Source organism: Aquibacillus saliphilus, from assembly GCF_020404745.1.
Taxonomy (GTDB): domain Bacteria; phylum Bacillota; class Bacilli; order Bacillales; family Amphibacillaceae; genus Aquibacillus; species Aquibacillus saliphilus.
In genome coordinates this window covers 1-18,840 of record NZ_JAIZAP010000008.1, presented here as the reverse complement: position 1 = coordinate 18,840, position 18,840 = coordinate 1, and the positions used below count along the sequence as shown (strand labels likewise).

Below are 18,840 nucleotides of genomic sequence, written 5' to 3'. Positions count from 1 at the left end.
CATCCGCATAAAGTAATTGCGAAATTGATTCTATTGCTAATTATTTAAGAATCAATGCTGTCAATAAATGTCTCAATTTCATCTTTTGTTTTACGATCCTTACTTATAAGTCGCCCGACTTCTTCTCCCTTTTCAAAGGCAATAAAGCTCGGTATTCCAAAAACATCATATTTCTGACAAACGTCAATAAATTGATCCCGGTCAACATGAATAAAAGTATAGTGGTTATATTTCTCCTCTATTTCAGGTAGAATTGGTTCAATTATTCGACAATCTGGGCACCAGTCAGCAGAAAACATTAAGATGGTTTTCCCATTCAAATAGCTCTCTAGTTGTTCATTTGTTTGCAAATTTTTCATATCAACATCTACTCCTTATTACTCATAATTTATTTCCATATCACCAGGTTTGATCCATCCTTTTTTACGGAATACTTCTGAAATAAGCAAACTAATAATCGCAGGGCCAACGATATGTATTACTAAAATAACCCAAAAAATATTTATGCTAAAGCCCATAGATTCAAAGGTCATAATTTGACCAACAAATCCAGCAGTTCCCATTCCGGCACCTAATGAATTATTTGTCATCTCAAACCAGACACTAGCAAAAGGTGCCATAATTGCACCTGCAATTGTAGGTGGAAGAATGATGATTGGTTTTTTTATAACATTTGCTACTTGTAACATTGAGGTACCAATACCTTGAGCAATGACACCACCCATACCATTATCACGGTAACTAGAAACGGCAAACCCGACCATCTGTGCAGCACAACCTACAGTCGCTGCTCCTGCTGCTATCCCATCAATTGATAGCATCATAGCAATAGCTAAGCTTGAGATTGGCGCTGTCAATGCCCATCCCATTAAAACTGCAACAATGATTCCCATAATTAGTGGCTGTTGCTCGGTAGACCAATTAATTATACTCCCGAATCCTGTCATAAATGTATTAATTGGTGGACCAATAAGTTTTCCAGTAGCAAAGCCGACTGCAATCGTTACTAATGGAGTTAAAATGATATCGATTCTCGTTTCTTTATAAATCAATTTACCAAACTCTGTTGCAAATAGAGCTGCTACATAACTTCCTGCTGGTCCGCCTAAATCATATCCATACGCACCTGCAAACAAGGCTGAAAAAACCACTAGAGGGGGAGCTTTTAACCCGTAGGCAATAGCTACACCTATAGCTCCACCAACGATTTTGGGATCCATCGCAAATGCTCCCATTTCTATAAGCCAGGTGAAGAGTTCAATCTCCCCTAGGAGCTTTTCAAGTTGCTCTCCTATTGTTTTAATTATTAAGCCAATAATAAGTGAAGAAAAAAGTCCTAATGCCATATAACTTAGCGCCGTAATAAAGTAAGCTTTAGGTGATATCGATACCCCTTTTTTAACTAAAAATTTCTTCATTTGTAATCTCCTTTTTGCGCAACTAATTTTCACTCTACATAATTAAAATACTTACCTCAGCTCCCTCTAACTAATTTCCGACAAAATATTAAATTGGAATTGTAATCCATATTAATTGTCTCTATAATTATAATATAATTTGAAAATTCTTTCAGTAATGGGTTCAATGCTACAACTTGATCTCCCAATCTCCCACTAAAAGCTGACAGTGGGAGTCTACAAAAGTTTTTCAATTGAAAGTTCTAAACCTTAAATAGATAAACAGGGGGGATTTTTTTGCATTCAATCCGTAATAGACTTCGCTATATACTTATTCTAACAATTTTAAGTGTTGTTGTATTAGGTAGTTTTACAATTTATTTCTTTAATCAACAAACAAAGTGGTCAAAGGAAAGTGACTCACTAAAGCAAGCTCTTATTCATAGTGAAAGACTTAGTAATGAATTAGCCGTAACAAGGCAAAAAGAGCAACAATTCTTTTTTGATCCTACAGAAGATAATTCAGAGCAAATGAGAGAATCTATCGAAGGTTTACAAGAATTAGCAACTACATATACTGCTAGTCATTCTCAGTACCCAGAGATTGTGAGCGATTTCTTTGCTATAACAGAAAGTGCGGGTACATATATTGAACAACTAAAACCTATGGTGAATATGTATCGATTAGTCGGTTTTTCTGAAGAAGAAGGCTTGCTCAAAAATATCGATGACTCTTATCAAAATTTGTATCAAACGATAGAATTGACAGAAAATCAGGAATTAATGAACACTGTTCTACAAATTAAAATAGAAGAGCAAGATTATTTAAACGATAACGCCCAACAGGAGAGCAAGGGATTTGATCTAGCTATTCGTGAATTGTCTTCGCTTAGTAACAGTCCTGTTATTAATGACGATCAAAAGAGCAGTATAAGCACTAACTTATTAAAATATCAACAATCCGTTCATTCTGTATCCAACACGTTAACTCAAGCACATGGTATTAAGCGTTCATTTGAAAACGTTGCCTCTGAAGTTGCGGCAAAGGTTTCAGATGTGAAAGCTAGTGCAACATCTATTAATAAAGAAATTAATAGCTCCCAAGAACAATCAAAACAAAATTTAATTATATTATTTGCTATCATCGGTTCAATATTACTTTTAATTGTGATTATTACTGGAATTATCCTGATACGCTCCATCTCTAGGTCGATTCAAACACTAAAGATAGGTGCGAAGAAGATCGGTAATGGAGATTTGTCCCATCGAGTTCTAATTAAAACGAAGGACGAAATGGCTGAACTTGCTGAAACATTTAATTATATGGCTAACAAAATGGAAGGATCAATGGTAAAGGTTCAAAAAGCCTCAAAAGTATTAAGCGACTCCTCTTCCAATTTAGCAGCTGTATCAGAACAATCGACTGCTCAAGCTGAAGAGGTGAATGAATCTATTAACCATGTTGCAGCAGGTTCCCAACAACAAGCATTTCAAATCGATGAAAGCACTAAATTAATCGAAGATGTTTCTGATGCAATAGCTGAAAGTAGTTCAGCTACAGAGGAAATATCCTTATCACTTAAGCAAGCTGAACAAGAAGGTAATAACGGTCTTAAGACCATGAATGAGTTAGAAAGCACTTCCTCTTCATTTATAGAATTAGCAGTCCATTTAACTAATCGAATACAAGAGACAGCCAATCAATCCCGTCAAATATCCACGATTGTAACTGCAATCGAAGAAATCGCAGATAGTACAAATTTACTTGCATTAAATGCTGCGATAGAATCTGCCAGGGCTGGGGAGAGTGGAAAAGGATTTGCAGTTGTTGCAGCTGAAGTAAGAAAGTTAGCAGAGCGATCAAAAAATGAGGCTGGACAAATATATCAACTAGTCAACACGATAAATAAACAGATGAACGTATTAACTGAAGACGCCGGACAGTTTGATCAATATCAACAAACACAAAAAAATACTGTTTCTCAAACAAAAGACGCTTTCAATCGAATTTCCAACCATATTTATGATATGAATTCAAAAATTAAAAATGTTAGAGACTCCATTCAAGATGTCAACAGCGTTAATAACAACTTAAAGGACAAGTTGCATGAGATTAGTATAATTTCTGAAGAGGCAGTTGCAACTGCAGAGGAAATGACTGCTTCTAGTGAAACACAATCAAAATCTATCGAGCAAGTAAATGAAGCAGCTATCGATTTACAAGGACTATCTCAAGAGCTTTCTGCAGAAGTAGGTCAATTCATTCTTGCAACTGCTAAATCCGACACCGTAGAAAAAATAAGTGAAAATGGTATAGATGATAAACAAGCATTGGATCAGAACGGTGAAGAAACCAAGAAATATATAGAATCTATTGATGAATATAATCAGAAGATAAGTTCATAATCTCAAGTGACGATTTAATAATCAAAAGCACGAATTCCTTAACAGAAATTCGTGTTTTTCTTAATTTTGTGAAGTGTATGCAATTGAGGTAGCCATACTCATCATTTCCTCAGAGTTTTCTTTTAGTTTACCTTTTGAGGTATGGGTAGTTATTTTAACTCCACCCACGCCAACCTGTAGCTCATAGTTATGTTCTTCAATTGCTAAAACCTTGATATAACCGAATCTATCTTCATCATCAAAAGACTCCAATAAAGTCGAATTCCCACCAGTTGCTGCAGCCTGGTAATTTAATTCACTCGTTGTATCTTCTAGTGCATTGTAGAACAAGATATATGTTTGATCATCATTTTCTAAAATTAAATTACTTTGTGTTTCATCAGTAACTTCAAATCCAGCCGGTAAATACAAAGAAAAATGTTCTAAGTCAGTATTTGTTTCGATTGTCTCTTGTTTGAAAGTTTTAGCTGCAACTTCGTGCGCATCTGCTAAAGCTTCTTCTTCTGACACAAGGCTACAACCCGTTAAGACAGATATTACTATTATTGAGGTAATAATATATAGACTAGCCTTACTCTTGATCATAAGATTCCCTCCTGACAAATCTAGTTCTTTTCCCCCTTACTATAATACTATTAATAGCCGATTTGACAAGATATGATTTATTTCATTTTTGTGTCAGATTGTAATTCAAACTTTGATAGACCGGACGAAACAGTATATAATAAAGTTATATGACAATATTTACTATATTTTCACTTGGAGGCATAATGATGGAATTAACAGTCTATTTAGCCGGACAAATTCATGATGATTGGCGGCAACAATTGAAAGCTAAAGCTAGTGAGAGAAATCTACCAATTGTTTTTGTTGGACCACAGGAAAATCACGAGGACTCTGATAACATTGGTGAGGCTATCTTAGGCAAACAACCAGGAAATCTGCAAAAAGATGATGCTGCCTCAGCCATTAATAATTTTAGGACTAAGGTGCTAATGCAAAAATCTGATGTTGTTATCGCGCTTTTTGGCGAAAAATATAAACAGTGGAATACAGCAATGGATGCGGCAACTGCTATCACTTTAAATAAACCAACTATTATTGTAAGACCGGAATCTCTAATTCATCCGTTAAAGGAATTATCTAATAATTCTAATGTTACAGTTGAAAATATTGATCAAGCACTTGAAGTAATTAACTACTGCTTCCTCTAAAATTTAATTACAAATTTAGAACGCTAAGATTAAATCTTAGCGTTCTTCTGATGAAATTCATATTGACCCTTTAATAATTTTAATACATGTGTGAACATTTCTTCTCTACTTACCATTTCATTGGTAAAAATACCCACCGCACCTTCTCTTTTCCTTACTTCTTTCATTTTTGTGTAATCGTCCATTACTTCTCCTAACTCACTTCCTTTATCCAACTGATTTTTAACTGCTGTAGGTAAAGGAATTCTTGCACCACCAGCAACGTAAAGTTCTCCAGATTCATCGACCAAGGCACCCCAGTTACATAAAAACATCCCTGTATCAAGTTCCATTACCCCACCCTCTAAACCTATACCTAATGCGCCTTTAGCAAGTGAGGAACATTCTGTCGCTCGGTTAATTGCACCTTCCAGTGTTTCTTCATCAGAATAAGGCTGTAATGAAACTTTAGATGACACATCAACCTCTTTCATTTCATAATGAGGAAATACATTTGTAACTGCTTTTATTTTTGCTGGGTTTTTTGAGCCAATAAACACTTTCATTCTGGTCATCCTTTTCTAAAAATATAATTTACCAAACTAAAACGCTGTTGTATTTATCTCGCTAATACAATTAAAAGAAGGACCAACATATTAGGTTGCATTATCCTATCAGTTAGTCCTTATAAATTAACAACTTATTCAGAGATGATTAGCCATTTTTCTGTATTTGCTCTACAGCGTTATTATCTGTCGTTTTCACTAATTTAACTATTAGTTCCTTAGCTGCTGCATAATCATCAACATGTATAATCGAAGCATGAGTATGAATATATCTAGAACAAATTCCAACTACTGCAGACGGGACGCCTTCATTTGTTAGATGGACTCTCCCTGCATCTGTTCCACCTTGTGATATAAAATATTGATATGGTATTTTATTTGATTCTGCCGTATCTAGGATGAAGTCGCGAATACCACGGTGTGTAATCATTGAACGATCAAAAATACGTAACAATGCACCTTTACCAAGTTGACCATACTCCTTATCATCTCCAGACATATCATTAGCTGGGGAAGCATCTAATGCATAGAAAATATCTGGCTTTATCATATTGGCAGCGACTTGTGCACCTCTTAAACCAACTTCTTCTTGTACAGTTGCACCAGAATATAACTGATTAGGTAAGTTTTCACCTTGTAATTCTTTCAATAATTCAACTGCTAATCCACAACCATATCTGTTATCCCAAGCCTTTGCAAGAATCTTTTTATCATTAGCCATCGGTGTAAAGGGCGTAATCGGTACTATTTGTTGACCAGGTTTAACACCAATTTTTTTTGCGTCGTCTTCGTCATCTGCACCAATATCAATTAGCATATTCTTTTGTTCCATTGGCTTCTTTCTTTGCTCTGGTGTCAAATTATGAGGAGGGATTGATCCTATTACACCTGTAATCGGACCACTATCAGTCATTACCTGGACCCGTTGTGCTAACAGTACTTGTGACCACCAGCCTCCTAATGGTTGAAAACGAATCATACCGTTTTTCGTAATTTGTGTTACCATAAAACCAACTTCATCCATATGTCCAGCAACCATAACCTTTGGACCCTTACCTTGTTTCACTCCAAAAACTCCACCAAGTCGATCTTGGATAACTTCATCCGAATATTTTTCGAGCTCTTCTTTCATGAAATTTCTCACAAGGTGTTCATTACCAGCAGCACCTTGAAGTTCAGTTAGTGTACGAAACAATTCTAGTGTTTCCTTTCTCATATGTAATACCTCCAACAATATAATCTTCTATTTATTCTATCTGATAGATGGGAACCTTTCCACTTTTATTAATTATAGGTTTTCTATTTTTTCTTAATTCAGGTATACTAATACTAAAATCTTAACCTGAGGTGACAAATAGTATGAATTGGAAAAAAATAGTGATTGCAGCCGGATTAGGTGCTCTTGCAGGTTTAGTAATTAAAGAACAATTAGTTAGTACTCGTTACGTATCTCCAGAGAAAGCATTGAAGTCAGCAAAAGAAACATTTAAGAAGCAAGGCCCGATTAGCGGTTCTTGGATATACATGAAACCAGAAGAATTGGTCAAAAACGAGCTGACATATATCGTATATCGCGGTGGAGTAACAAGAAATATTAACGGCGAAAACCAGCAATATGAGTTTTTTGTAGATGCAGATACTGGTACAATTTTAGATTCAGCTCAATCTGCATAAACGTTTTAAAAACTTCTTCTTTATCAAAATAACTAGAATATCAAAAGGACTAAGTCGATAATAACTTAGTCCTTTTTAAATCACTTAAAATGGGCTCTACATCTAAAAATCGGTTGTCCTTTTGCCGAAAACTTTTCTTCATATTCGGTCATGACATTTAACGGATCACTGTGATTGTGAAGATCAAGAACTACTTCATCAATTTCCATACCAAACTTTGAAAAGCTTACCAACGAATATTCGAATAAACTTCTATTATCCGTTTTAAGAATGATTTCACCATTTTCCGTTAGTATATGTTGGTATTGTTCAAGAAACGTGTGAAATGTTAATCTTCGTTTTTCATGTCGACTTTTGGGCCAAGGATCAGAAAAGTTTAAATAAATTTTATCTACTTCACTCTCCCCAAAAAATTCTCGGATGTCCTCTGCATTTTTATTAATTAAGCGAATATTGTTTTGACCGGATTCCAATACTTTTTGGACAGCACTCACTATAATATTTTTTGCTACTTCAATTCCTATAAAATTCACATCTTTTTGTTGTTTAGCCATACCTGTAATAAACTGGCCTTTTCCTGTTCCAATCTCTAAATGGATCGGATTATTATTCTCAAAGACGTTTGACCAATTTTTTTTATAATCAAAAGGTTCTAGCTCGACTACATGGCTATTTTCTAATAGAAAATCATCAGCCCAAGGCTTATTTCTTGCGCGCATAAAGTTTATCTCCTTTATTTTTGTATATCGATTTAAACGATACCATGTTTTCAAACAAAAGTTCAAGACTTAGATATATTTTCACTTAATTTTATTTAACAAGTAGAATATCGGCAATTTTTTAGTTATATGGAGTATAAGGGATCATTTGGTATCAATAGTATCTATATCAAAGATATATCGGCAAGATAATAGGACACACCATTAGATAACTCATTATAGATGCCAAGAATACTTTGAATGGTTGCGCTTACAGTTATATGATTAAACAATCAGAAAAAATAATAAAACGGAGTGAATCATTTGAATTTATTAGCACGTCTTGCAGATATTGGATTTTTGGCTTTATTCACATTAATGTTCATAGGATATTCTTTATTTATATATCCCGTTGAAAAACTTAACCAGATGGTTGATCCAGAAGTTAAACAGAAAAAGGTTAAGTACGCACCTCAATTATAAATATAATGTTTTTTATGTAACATAATGGAATAACAGAATTCTATCAGGATTATGCAAAAAAGGACTGCGTTTGATCAAAACGCAGTCCTTTTTTGTATAAATAATTACCTATCTGAGAAAAATAAAATAAAAAGGTGGGGTACTCCTATGGCATTAAATGTTTATGATCAAATGGCATTATTACAAGATCTTTTAAGTGAACAATCTGAGGATTGCTGTGGAAGTGTATCGGAATGCCAACAAATAAAGAGAATTGTACAATCTATGATGGTAAAAGAAACAATTAGTAACCAAGAATTAGTGCAGTTATTACCAGAGATTTACAATTATGGCAGGCAAGGTGAACTAGTACAAAATCTTGATGAACATATTACTACCAATCAAGAAAATCTTAAAAACTGGGTTAATGTTATCGAGTTCACTAGTACTCACTAACACGTTGGATAAGCCGCTTCAATTCTTTCAAGCGTTGAGCGGCCTCCTTTTTTTCAAATCTGCTATTATGCCAATTGATGTAAGAAATTGATTCTGCAATTAGATACCAATACATTCGATTTATTAGCTGTTTATTTTTTTCAACACCATAACTTTCCAACCAATAATTCCATTCATTCTCTGGAATATATGATTGCAGTACTGTACCTATATCCATTGCCGGGTCACCAACTCTTGCATTGTCCCAGTCAATTAAATATAATTGTCCATTCCCCGAAAGAAGCCAATTATTATGATTCATATCACAATGACATACAACTTGCATGTCAGAATCTATATCGGGTAACATTTTTTCAAGATAATCAATTCCTTGATGAATTTCTGTATGAACCATTTCCACTGAATTTTGATCAACACTTTTTTTTAACTCTATAAAGATTTCTTTAGGTTTGAGTGGCTTTTTTCCAATTCGCATTAACATATCTAATAATTCCGTTGAATGATGAATTTTACTTAATAATTTTGCTACTTTAGGGTGTTTCATTTCTTCTGGAGTAAGCTCACGACCATCTAACACTTCCTGCGCAGTAATTACGTCTCCATTCTCCATTCTTTTTGTCCACACTAGTTTTGGAACAATACCTTCTGCAGATAAAACTGCCAAAAAAGGTGAGGAGTTGCGTTTCAGAAAAAGACTTTTTGTTTCACTTTTTGCGAAATAAGCTTCTCCAGTTGAACCCCCAGCAGGTGTTATCGTATATTCTTTACCAAGTGTATGTTCCAAACTTTTCACCTTATTTTCCTCAAATCTATCAAAGTTAATATTTTATAATTGCTTTATTGTCGTCTGTGCAAATGAATAAAGATTAAAAACTTGCGTCTTAGCTTTGTTATAGTTAAGTTTAGTTTTTATTTGTTAAACACGTTTCAACGTACCTTAATCACGGTTGAAAAATATTTCATTATAAAAAAGAGTGATAAAAATAGGTTAACGCAAACTAGAAGGTGTTTCAAGAAAATTATTTTAAAAAGCTATGCCATATATTTCTCTAGCATTACTTTCTTTTGTAATACGACAGGAATGACAAGTGCCAGATTGTCCATCAACCTGGTATTCTAAAATAGATTCCGAATAGACTTGTAGACTAGAAACGTATTCTACAGACACTTCTTTAAACCTAATATGTCCACCCCAAAAAACGGTCAAGAATAAAGCTAAAACCTTCCAAGGTGAAATATTAGCAACTAGAAGCACCGGGAAAACATCTGGCTGATTTTTTGTGCCTGGAATAATTTTCATCCCACCACCATAATAGGGGTGATTCGTTACGGAAACCATCCAAACATTATCTATTTTCTTCTTTTTTCCATCAACTACCAGATCAACTGATTTGGGCTGGAAGTTCCTTAGTACATCGACCGTAGCAATCGCGTAGATTATTCTAGATAACCTTAATTTATTTATCCACCTCTTGTAATTAGCATGCTGAGCAGCCTTTACAATTTCAGCGTCGAAACCAAACCCAATACTATTGGCAAATAGTCTCGGTACTTGCGTTCGTCGCTCATTAACTCGTTCATTAACTGAAAAACTACCAGGCCAAAACGACTTAGATTTCCCTTCAACTATCCGTTTAAATATTTCACAGGGATTACCTTTGATATGATATCCTCTAGCAAAATCATTTCCTGATCCTGCTGGGATAAAGGATAATGAAACATTGTTGTAATTACCTAATCCATTTAATACTTCATGTAGTGTTCCATCGCCACCAATTACAATTATTGAGGTGATTTTACTAGGATACATCTTAACAGCTTGTTTTGCGAGTAATTCAGCATGTCCTGGATATTCAGTTATAAAACTACGTGAACGAATCTGATTGAAAATGTCCTGTTTTTTCAATTTGTTAAAGATCTTTAATCCCTGTCCTCTCCCCGCTACGGTGTTCACTATGAAAATATACATAACTTTAGCTCCCTATTAAACTATTTAACTGTTAGAACGGAGAAATATCGTTTTCTTCGTTCCATTCCGGCCGTCTTACAGCTGATGTATAACAATGCTTTAATAAACACTCACAAACTTTAAGCTGCCTATGTTTCAACGGAGATACTAGGCTTCTCTTTTCAGTTAGCCACTTTTCGTGTCGTTTACTATCTATATACTGTGTATTAAACGGTTCGCTATTATAATCTATTACATTAGTTCTGGATAAAACTGTTTTTTTAATTGGAAATTTTAGTTCGTACTTGTTTAAAATGCTCTTTATCACTTGTTCTGTACGTTTCAAAGAGATGATAGGACTTAGAATTCTACTTTGTATGTTATTTTCCTCTAAGTACCATGTACGTTCGTCTCCAACAATAATAGATGTACTAGAATCAACTTCTAGTATTTGAATGATTTCAATCCCTAATGGACTAATTAAAATCAAGTCAGTCTCTAAGGAAATCTTTTTCAAATCAAAAATCGGCTTATAAAACAATAGAAAAGTATCAGGAAAACGTTGTAAAAAGTACTTTAGAGTAAAATCTGTTCGAAGTTCTCTATCTAAAAAAGACATTTCACTAACAGTCGTTGAAGCCCAATTTAGTTGGAATGAAATTAGGTTATCCAAAAAGTACTGTTTTAAGGCAGTTTCGGTTTTGGGGATATCTGTTTTATCATCTTCGTTATATTCTTCATCTATTTTTTCTCTTTTTTTAAAGAAACTTTTCCATTTTGAAAAATTGCTCTCTTCAACATCGTCAACATATAATTGATTTTTAGTTTCTTGCTCCATTTGCCAGGTATATAAGAGTTTTTTCCAATTTTCATTTTTCAAACGAATAAACTGGCCTGGATAATGAAAGATGTCCCTTTGGTACCTGGAAATATAATCTTGTATTTTAATTAGTTGAGCCAATTTTCCACCTCTTTAGCTAAACTTTATTTCTTTTACAACTTCATACTTTGGTGTTTTACTTGGATGAATAAGGTAAATAACAAAACAGTCCACCTTAATCTCCTTTACTTCCTTGTAGGAGGTTACTATCTCGCTTAGAGTACTACTGTCAATAATTTGCCCATTCCACTTTTTAGCAAGTGTTATATGGGGATGATAACGTCTATTCTCTTTATTAAAGCCAAAATCAACACATGTATTCTCTACCTCATGAAATAGTTGTTTTAGATGCTCATTATCTTCTACCCCAGCCCACAAAACCCTTGGTTTATTAGGATTACCAAATGTGCCTAATCTTCCTATAGTCAGATTGAAATTACTCATTTGAACATTTTGCTCAAGATTATTACTTAACTGAATTACTGTATCTTTTGAAACTGGTCCCAAAAACTTTAATGTGACATGTAAATCTTCAGGATCAGTCCAACTCTTATAAGAAAAATTACTCGCCTCAATTAATTGACTTTGCCAATTTCTAAGCCATTGTTGTGTGGAGTTTTTAATAGGAACTGCAATAAAATAATGTTGGTTTTGTGACATAAAATAACCTCCAATACACTATTTTTTGAATAAATTACTCAAGTTCTTATTTTAAAAATCAAGATTTGATTTAAACGTCAAACTACTTATGGCTGAGGGGGGAAAATTAAACTATGATTAAAGTTCACTTTGTTTCTTAAACAACTTTTGTTGTGTTTCCTTATCACAGATGGCATATAACTCTGCGTCTTCTGGTAACTTTTCACTAAGCATTCGATTAATACTCAAATTATTTTTATCCGCTATTAAAGTGGCTCCAACTTCTAGGAGGCCATTAAAAGCGTCTCGGTAAGTTGACCAATTAGGAGATTTAGGAATGAGATACAAATCATCGCCATGTGATCGACTTAGTAACTGATTATATACACTAGATATTCCATTCCTAAATGCTGATCTTACAAAAAGGGATGAAATTGTTTCATTCGAAATAATAAATTCATCTACATTCATATACTGAAAATTTTTAATGTGATTCTCTTCCATTACTTCAACAATAGTATGGACGTTTGGTGCGATTGATTCTACTGCTGAAGCAATTAAAAGTGTTTTACCATCTATTAGTTGATTATTAGTAAGTTGACCATCCCCAAAGACTAGTACAACCTTCGCTTCTTTTATGTTAGCTTTTAAAAGTGTTTCATGGTCTGATACGTTCCCTTTAACATAGTGAATATTATCATCTAAAAGTGGTGCTTTTTCCAATTCATCAATAATTACAATTTCTATCTTTGGATTTGTATCCAACATTTCTTTTATAGCGAATTTAGCTTTTTGTGACCATCCAATAATAATATAATGATTCTTTTCTTCGAACACAATATCACCCTCCAGTCTTTTTCTCCTGAAACTAGCTAACCCATCTACTACTTTACCAATAACAATCCCAATAATACCAATACCAAATATGTATAAGAATATAGCGATAAGTCTCCCACCAACAGATACTGGATAATAATCCCCGTAACCAACAGTAGTTACCGTAGTCATTACCCACCAAAAACCATCAAAAAAGGATGGAAATGTTTCGTTTTCAACTAGTACAACTAAAACTGAAGTTGTCGCAATTAAGAAAAGACTTGTAAATAAAAGTAGACTATTAGGAATTTTCACAGCTTTCAATATCAATTTTTTTATTATAAACATATAATTCCTCCTCTAACTATAATATATAGTGAAATTTCGGTAAGAGAGTATCAAGTTTAACCATTGATTAGTTTCATCCCCTATACGAAGGGAATGTTTTTGAATATCATTACAGGTAACGATACGCTATTTCTAGTTGCCACACTTTTGATATTTCGGTAAAATTATCCGCTCGTTAATTAGGGTGAAGTTAGAATTATCTGTTAAATTAGAATCAACATCTGGTTTTTCCTAGCAAAAAGGTGTAAAATTAAAATAACTTCTAGATTCACATTCACCACATGTCTAATGAATGAACATAAGGAGTGGTTTTTTGAATCAATCAACAACCCGTATGCTTACTCGAGTAAAAGCTGAATATCTGTATATTAGAGAAAATGGCACAGTATCGACAACAGAACTAGCAGAGGAATTTGGTATTACTGATCGAACTGTTCAGAGGGATTTGAACGTCCTTGAACATAATGGTCTTGTTATTAGTCCTAACCGGGGTAGATGGAAAATCACTAAGAAAAAAGTTAAAATTTCTTGAATGTAATTATAGAACAATGGGCTGACTTTACAATAGTCAGCCCTATTTTTGAACTAGCTTATGCTTCGCTATTGTCTTATTGTCTTAATTTGCCGTATTCCTCATCTGATAACTCACGATATTCACCAAGTTGTAATTCTGTATCTAGAGTTAAGCTCCCCATCGTTAACCGTTTTAAATAGATAACTTCCTTACCTACTGATTGAAACATTCTTTTTACTTGATGGAATTTACCCTCTGTAATGGTTACTTCAATCTCTGATATTTCTCCCCTGGTTAGTATTTTTAATTCAGCAGGCTTAGTCACATAACCATCTTCTAGTGTTACACCTTGTTCAAACAAGATAATATCTTCATTAGAAACTCGCCCGGAAATTTTTGCGTAATACGTTTTACCGACCTTTTTTTTAGGTGATAAAAGTTGATGTGCCAGTTTACCATCATTGGTAAGTAACAATAATCCTTCTGTATCTTTATCAAGTCTTCCTACTGGAAAAGGATCAAACACTACATCCTCTGGTTCTAATAAGTCTACTACTGTTTGGTCTCTCGCGTCTTCTGTAGCCGATATATAACCAGGTGGTTTGTTCATCATTAAATAAACATATTCTTTATATTCGACTAGTTCACCATAAACTTTAATTATATCCTGCTTGGGATCCACGTGTGATTGACTATTTTTAATCAACTCATCACCTTTTCGTACTGCCCCTTTTTTTAGCAGATTTTTCACTTCTTTGCGACTGCCATAACCCATATTTGAAAGCAGCTTATCTATTCTCATTTATTTCCTCCTACAATATAATGTTAAATCTCCTTTTAAAGGGCTTTATCACCCCTCCTGAAGGATAATTAGCATTTAAACTGGGACCAATAGTCTAATTACACATTTTACCCTTACATGCACGGAATTCGATTCACACTATTATTTCTTTAAAAAACGGTCAAACACACGGACTCTGTTTCCAAGTACTCTCTCTAACAATGTTGACTGATAGCTCAGCCATAAATAGATCAATATACCGGTTAAAACTCCTACAAAAAGAACTATAATAGCTTCTAATCTTCCATCAGAGTATGAGATAAAGAAACCTAATCCCCATTTAAGCAACCAAACAATTATGCCCATTATCGTAGTGAAAATTGCAATTAGCATTGATCTCTTTGTTAATTCTCGTAAAGGAAAGTTTACAGCAGTTTTAATCTTCCACATATTCAATGTTACAACGGTCGCTACAGTTAAAAGTGTAGTTAATATAGCTCCCTTTGCGCCAAATAAATGTATAAATGGAATGTTTAATGATATTTTTATTAATAGTCCTATAGACAAGCTTATCACTGCAAATTTTTGTTTATCTATACCTTGCAAAACAGCAGAACTTACAGTGAATAACGCAAAGAATATCCCAACTGGTGCGTACCATCCGAGTAAGGCGCCATAGGTCTCTATATTATTAAGCCCATATAGCGACCCATAAGCTTCATTAGAAAGAATTGACAATCCTACCACGGCCGGCAGAACAAATAAGATGATTATTTGGAACGATTGATTCATCTGTTTTAACATTTGATCGCGTTTTTGTTCGGTATATGACTTTGTAATCGCTGGTAACATTGCTAACGACAACCCTGTTGCAAGTGTCACTGGAATAATAACCAGCTTATGACTCAAAAAGTTGAAACTACCTAATGCATTTTCTGCTTCACTTTGACTAAAACCTATATCAACCATCGTGCGGTTAAACGTAAATTGATCTACTAATTGGTATAAAGAAGTAGCAATACCAACTAAGATAAATGGTCCAGCATAACGAAATAATTCTATGAATAAATCCTTCATTGGGAGATTATAAGAAACCTGTTGTTGCTGAATCTTCTTATCTAAATATGGCTTTCTTTTTTTCCAATAAATAAATAAAACAAAACAAGAAGCTATCGCACCAATAAAGGCTGCAAATGTTGCAAATCCAACTGCCATAGCAATCGTACCATTATACACATTTAGTATAAGGTAAGCAGCTATCAATAAAAACACAATACGAGCAATTTGTTCTACTACCTGAGATAGAGCAGTTGGTCCCATTGATTCGTAGCCTTGAAAGAATCCTCTGACAATACTCATACTAGGGATGATTATTAATGCAAAGCTTACCATCTGAATAACCATCGTTGCATCCTCAACTGAGTTACCAGAAGATCCATTTTCTGATAACATCCTTGTAGCTAAAAATTCCGCACTAAAAAATAATGTTAAGAAAGCAATGAAACCAGTTACCGCCATTAGTAGAATTCCTGATTTAAACATCCTTCTTCCGGTTTCATAATCACCTAACGTATTATATTTTGCTACAAATTTAGAAACAGCTAAAGGAACTCCTACAGTTGATATACTTAATAATATATTATAAGGATTGTACGCGTAAAAGTATAAAGCTGATCCTTTTTCACCTACAAGCCATTCAAAAGGTATTACATAAATCATCCCTAAAAATTTCGAAATAAAAATTCCTGAAGTTAATAACATCGTACCACGAAGTATATTTGATGTTGCCATATTTTCACCTGCACCTATTATTTTGTCGAATGAATTCATTTTATCACAAAGTCATGTCTTCTATCATAATTGTTTTCCCTTGATTAGTCTAATGACTTAAGTCAGTCCTTTTCAAATTTATTTTAAAAGGATATTATTTTACAACAATAAATCTTCTATATATTAAAAAACGAACATGTTTGATACTATGTAATAGGATATAACACTATTATTAGGAGAAAATAAAATGTATTATTTCTAATTTTGCGTACATGAAGAAAGGAATGAAATCATTGTCATATCACGTTACGGTTATTGGAGGAGGACCTTCGGGTTTAATGGCTGCTATTGCGGCAGCAGAGAATGGTGCCAATACAATTCTTATCGATAAAGGACACAAACTCGGAAAAAAATTAGCTATCTCTGGTGGCGGACGTTGTAATGTGACTAACAGACTTCCACAAGATGAAGTAATTAAACATATACCAGGAAACGGACGTTTTTTATATAGTGCTTTTTCTGTATTTAATAATTATGATATTATTGATTTTTTTGAAGATCTTGGCGTCCATTTAAAAGAAGAGGATCATGGTAGAATGTTTCCCGTAAGTAATTCAGCAAAAAGTGTAGTTGATGCTTTAATTAACCGCCTAAAGGAGCTAAATGTAACAATTAAAACTGATTGTCCAGTTAAATCAATTCATTTTGATAGTCAAGAACAAGAGCACTCAGTTATTTTAAAAACAAATGAAAAGTTCAAGACAAAAGCAGTCGTACTAGCTGTTGGTGGCAAAGCAGTTCCTCATACTGGTAGTACTGGTGATGGATATGCTTGGGCTAGGAAAGCCGGACATACCATAACAGATATTTACCCTACCGAAGTACCTCTCTTATCAAATGAAGGTTTTATTAAAGAAAAGAAATTACAAGGATTAGCACTAAGAGATATTGGTTTATCTGTTTTAAACAACAAAAAGAAACCAATCATTACTCACCAAATGGACATGCTTTTCACTCATTTCGGGGTATCCGGTCCTGCTGTATTAAGATGTTCTCAATTTGTTGTTAAAGAAATGATGAAAGGAAATGAAGAAGTACTATTGGAGATTGATGCACTACCTAAAGAAAAAGAGCAGTCTTTGTATAATGAATACATACAAATTATAGATAATAATCCAAAGAAAAATGTTAAAAACATATTTAAAGGATTGGTTCCTGAAAGATACTTGGACTTTCTACTTTCAAGAAACGAGATTAATAATGAAGATAAGACTGCTAATATTTCCCGGGAAAAGATAAGAAATTTAATAAGTGATTTCAAACATTTCCAGTTTGTAGTAAATGGTAGTCAACCGATTGAGAAAGCCTTTGTAACCGGAGGCGGGGTCTCAACAAAAGAAGTTATACCAAACACCATGCAATCTAAGATAATGCCTGGTCTATACTTCTGTGGCGAGATATTAGATATCCACGGTTACACTGGCGGATATAATATAACCTCTGCGATGGTAACTGGTCGTGTTGCTGGTATGAATGCCGCTTGGGAAGCAAATGCTAATTAAATTCGTTCTCACTCTTATCCGTTAAGAGAATTGACTGGGTAAGAGTGTTTCTTATTTTACCAAAACTGGAGACGAATAACTTAGTTATCCACTTACAGATAGCTATGATTTCACAAAACAAAAAGCCACCGAAAAAGATTATTAAATCTTTTTCGGTGGCTTTCATTTGCCTAGCGGCGTCCTACTCTCGCAGGGGCAAAGCCCCAACTACCATGGGCGCTGGAGAGCTTAACTACTGTGTTCGGCATGGGAACAGGTGTGACCTCTCCGCTATTGCCACTAGACCAACAGGTATATTTAAAGGCTATGCACCTTCAAAACTAGATAAGAAGAACAAGACATCAATCTTTACGCTTTATTATTCTAGCTACAGCTCCTAAAAGCTATCGTATAGGTAATCCATCATTTCGTCCTCAAAGGTCGAGAACTACATGCTGTCTTATCTATCCGTACGCTTTTGATCAGTCGCTTTCGCTTTATCATTCTAGCTTCGACTCCCAAATCCTCGCTGTTATAAGCAATCCCTCTCCAAGGCTAAAAACCAGCCTTTACGTGGTCTTACTTATCCAGTCGGATTTAACCGGTCGTCTACGCTTTATAATTTTTTAGTTAAGTCCTCGATCTATTAGTATTCGTCAGCTACACGTGTCACCACGCTTCCACCTCGAACCTATCAACCTCATCGTCTCTGAGGGATCTTACTCATTTAAAATGATGGGAAGTCTCATCT

General features: G+C 34.3%; 20 protein-coding genes and 2 rRNA genes. 7 read left to right on the top strand and 15 right to left on the bottom strand.

The window, feature by feature from the left end; genetic code table 11:
- Window positions 1–44 precede the first annotated feature (44 nt).
- Complete coding sequence (locus tag LD272_RS09575) at window positions 45–359, bottom strand: thioredoxin family protein (RefSeq protein WP_226036388.1); 315 nt, start codon at window positions 357–359, stop codon at window positions 45–47.
- Between the two features lie 18 nt (window positions 360–377).
- Window positions 378–1,418, bottom strand: a complete 1,041-nt coding sequence (locus LD272_RS09570) for a PTS sugar transporter subunit IIC (RefSeq protein ID WP_226036387.1) — start codon at window positions 1,416–1,418, stop codon at window positions 378–380.
- A gap of 276 nt (window positions 1,419–1,694) precedes the next feature.
- Between LD272_RS09570 and LD272_RS09565 the strand changes: the two genes are divergently transcribed.
- Complete coding sequence (locus tag LD272_RS09565; protein ID WP_226036386.1) at window positions 1,695–3,803, top strand: methyl-accepting chemotaxis protein; 2,109 nt, start codon at window positions 1,695–1,697, stop codon at window positions 3,801–3,803.
- Between the two features lie 60 nt (window positions 3,804–3,863).
- Here the strand turns inward: LD272_RS09565 and LD272_RS09560 are convergent, their stop codons facing one another.
- Window positions 3,864–4,388, bottom strand: coding sequence for a hypothetical protein (locus tag LD272_RS09560; protein ID WP_226036385.1), 525 nt, complete (start codon window positions 4,386–4,388; stop codon window positions 3,864–3,866).
- A 188-nt stretch (window positions 4,389–4,576) separates the two neighbouring features.
- Between LD272_RS09560 and LD272_RS09555 the strand changes: the two genes are divergently transcribed.
- The gene (locus tag LD272_RS09555; protein ID WP_226036384.1) at window positions 4,577–5,017 is read left to right on the top strand and encodes a YtoQ family protein; all 441 of its coding nucleotides are present in this window, start codon (window positions 4,577–4,579) and stop codon (window positions 5,015–5,017) included.
- A gap of 29 nt (window positions 5,018–5,046) precedes the next feature.
- Here the strand turns inward: LD272_RS09555 and LD272_RS09550 are convergent, their stop codons facing one another.
- Both LD272_RS09550 and LD272_RS09545 read right to left on the bottom strand, forming a co-directional pair.
- Window positions 5,047–5,562: a DUF84 family protein gene (locus LD272_RS09550; protein WP_226036383.1), complete on the bottom strand. Its 516-nt coding sequence runs from the start codon at window positions 5,560–5,562 to the stop codon at window positions 5,047–5,049.
- Window positions 5,563–5,710: 148 nt separating this feature from the next.
- Window positions 5,711–6,778, bottom strand: coding sequence for a M42 family metallopeptidase (locus LD272_RS09545; protein WP_226036382.1), 1,068 nt, complete (start codon window positions 6,776–6,778; stop codon window positions 5,711–5,713).
- Between the two features lie 143 nt (window positions 6,779–6,921).
- On the opposite strand from LD272_RS09545, the gene LD272_RS09540 reads away from it, so the two are divergent.
- A complete protein-coding gene (locus tag LD272_RS09540) occupies window positions 6,922–7,236 on the top strand; it encodes a PepSY domain-containing protein (RefSeq protein ID WP_226036381.1) in 315 nt (104 codons plus the stop codon).
- An 80-nt stretch (window positions 7,237–7,316) separates the two neighbouring features.
- On the opposite strand, the gene trmB is transcribed toward LD272_RS09540, so the two are convergent.
- Window positions 7,317–7,955, bottom strand: coding sequence for a tRNA (guanosine(46)-N7)-methyltransferase TrmB (gene trmB, locus LD272_RS09535; RefSeq protein ID WP_226036380.1), 639 nt, complete (start codon window positions 7,953–7,955; stop codon window positions 7,317–7,319).
- Window positions 7,956–8,258: 303 nt separating this feature from the next.
- Here trmB and LD272_RS09530 point away from each other — a divergent pair, with 303 nt between their 5' ends.
- Window positions 8,259–8,417, top strand: coding sequence for a hypothetical protein (locus tag LD272_RS09530; protein WP_226036379.1), 159 nt, complete (start codon window positions 8,259–8,261; stop codon window positions 8,415–8,417).
- A gap of 147 nt (window positions 8,418–8,564) precedes the next feature.
- Entirely contained in the window at window positions 8,565–8,852 is a 288-nt protein-coding gene (locus LD272_RS09525; RefSeq protein WP_226036378.1) for a YtzH-like family protein, read from the top strand.
- On the opposite strand, the gene LD272_RS09520 is transcribed toward LD272_RS09525, so the two are convergent.
- The 5 genes from LD272_RS09520 to LD272_RS09500 all read right to left on the bottom strand — a co-directional run bounded on the left by LD272_RS09520 (window position 8,839) and on the right by LD272_RS09500 (window position 13,483).
- Window positions 8,839–9,636: a phosphotransferase family protein gene (locus tag LD272_RS09520; protein WP_226036547.1), complete on the bottom strand. Its 798-nt coding sequence runs from the start codon at window positions 9,634–9,636 to the stop codon at window positions 8,839–8,841. The genes LD272_RS09525 and LD272_RS09520 overlap by 14 nt on opposite strands.
- Before the next feature lie 240 nt (window positions 9,637–9,876).
- Window positions 9,877–10,821 carry a diacylglycerol/lipid kinase family protein gene (locus LD272_RS09515; RefSeq protein WP_226036377.1) on the bottom strand — a complete coding sequence of 315 codons (945 nt, stop codon included), beginning with the start codon at window positions 10,819–10,821 and terminating at the stop codon, window positions 9,877–9,879.
- Between the two features lie 31 nt (window positions 10,822–10,852).
- On the bottom strand, window positions 10,853–11,761 hold the full coding sequence (locus LD272_RS09510; protein ID WP_226036376.1) for an NERD domain-containing protein: 909 nt from the start codon (window positions 11,759–11,761) through the stop codon (window positions 10,853–10,855).
- 12 nt (window positions 11,762–11,773) lie between these two features.
- Window positions 11,774–12,340, bottom strand: a complete 567-nt coding sequence (gene thpR, locus LD272_RS09505) for an RNA 2',3'-cyclic phosphodiesterase (RefSeq protein WP_226036375.1) — start codon at window positions 12,338–12,340, stop codon at window positions 11,774–11,776.
- Between the two features lie 117 nt (window positions 12,341–12,457).
- Entirely contained in the window at window positions 12,458–13,483 is a 1,026-nt protein-coding gene (locus LD272_RS09500) for a potassium channel family protein (protein WP_226036374.1), read from the bottom strand.
- A gap of 313 nt (window positions 13,484–13,796) precedes the next feature.
- On the opposite strand from LD272_RS09500, the gene LD272_RS09495 reads away from it, so the two are divergent.
- Window positions 13,797–14,015, top strand: a complete 219-nt coding sequence (locus LD272_RS09495) for a DeoR family transcriptional regulator (protein ID WP_226036373.1) — start codon at window positions 13,797–13,799, stop codon at window positions 14,013–14,015.
- Between the two features lie 76 nt (window positions 14,016–14,091).
- Here the strand turns inward: LD272_RS09495 and LD272_RS09490 are convergent, their stop codons facing one another.
- Together LD272_RS09490 and LD272_RS09485 are read right to left on the bottom strand one after the other, a co-directional pair.
- Complete coding sequence (locus LD272_RS09490; RefSeq protein WP_226036372.1) at window positions 14,092–14,799, bottom strand: pseudouridine synthase; 708 nt, start codon at window positions 14,797–14,799, stop codon at window positions 14,092–14,094.
- A gap of 141 nt (window positions 14,800–14,940) precedes the next feature.
- Complete coding sequence (locus LD272_RS09485; RefSeq protein ID WP_226036371.1) at window positions 14,941–16,569, bottom strand: putative polysaccharide biosynthesis protein; 1,629 nt, start codon at window positions 16,567–16,569, stop codon at window positions 14,941–14,943.
- 272 nt (window positions 16,570–16,841) lie between these two features.
- Here LD272_RS09485 and LD272_RS09480 point away from each other — a divergent pair, with 272 nt between their 5' ends.
- Complete coding sequence (locus LD272_RS09480) at window positions 16,842–18,110, top strand: BaiN/RdsA family NAD(P)/FAD-dependent oxidoreductase (protein ID WP_226036370.1); 1,269 nt, start codon at window positions 16,842–16,844, stop codon at window positions 18,108–18,110.
- A gap of 168 nt (window positions 18,111–18,278) precedes the next feature.
- Here the strand turns inward: LD272_RS09480 and rrf are convergent.
- Both rrf and LD272_RS09470 read right to left on the bottom strand, forming a co-directional pair.
- Window positions 18,279–18,394 (bottom strand): 5S ribosomal RNA (gene rrf / locus LD272_RS09475).
- A 321-nt stretch (window positions 18,395–18,715) separates the two neighbouring features.
- A 23S ribosomal RNA gene (locus LD272_RS09470) occupies window positions 18,716–18,840 on the bottom strand; the annotation flags it as partial.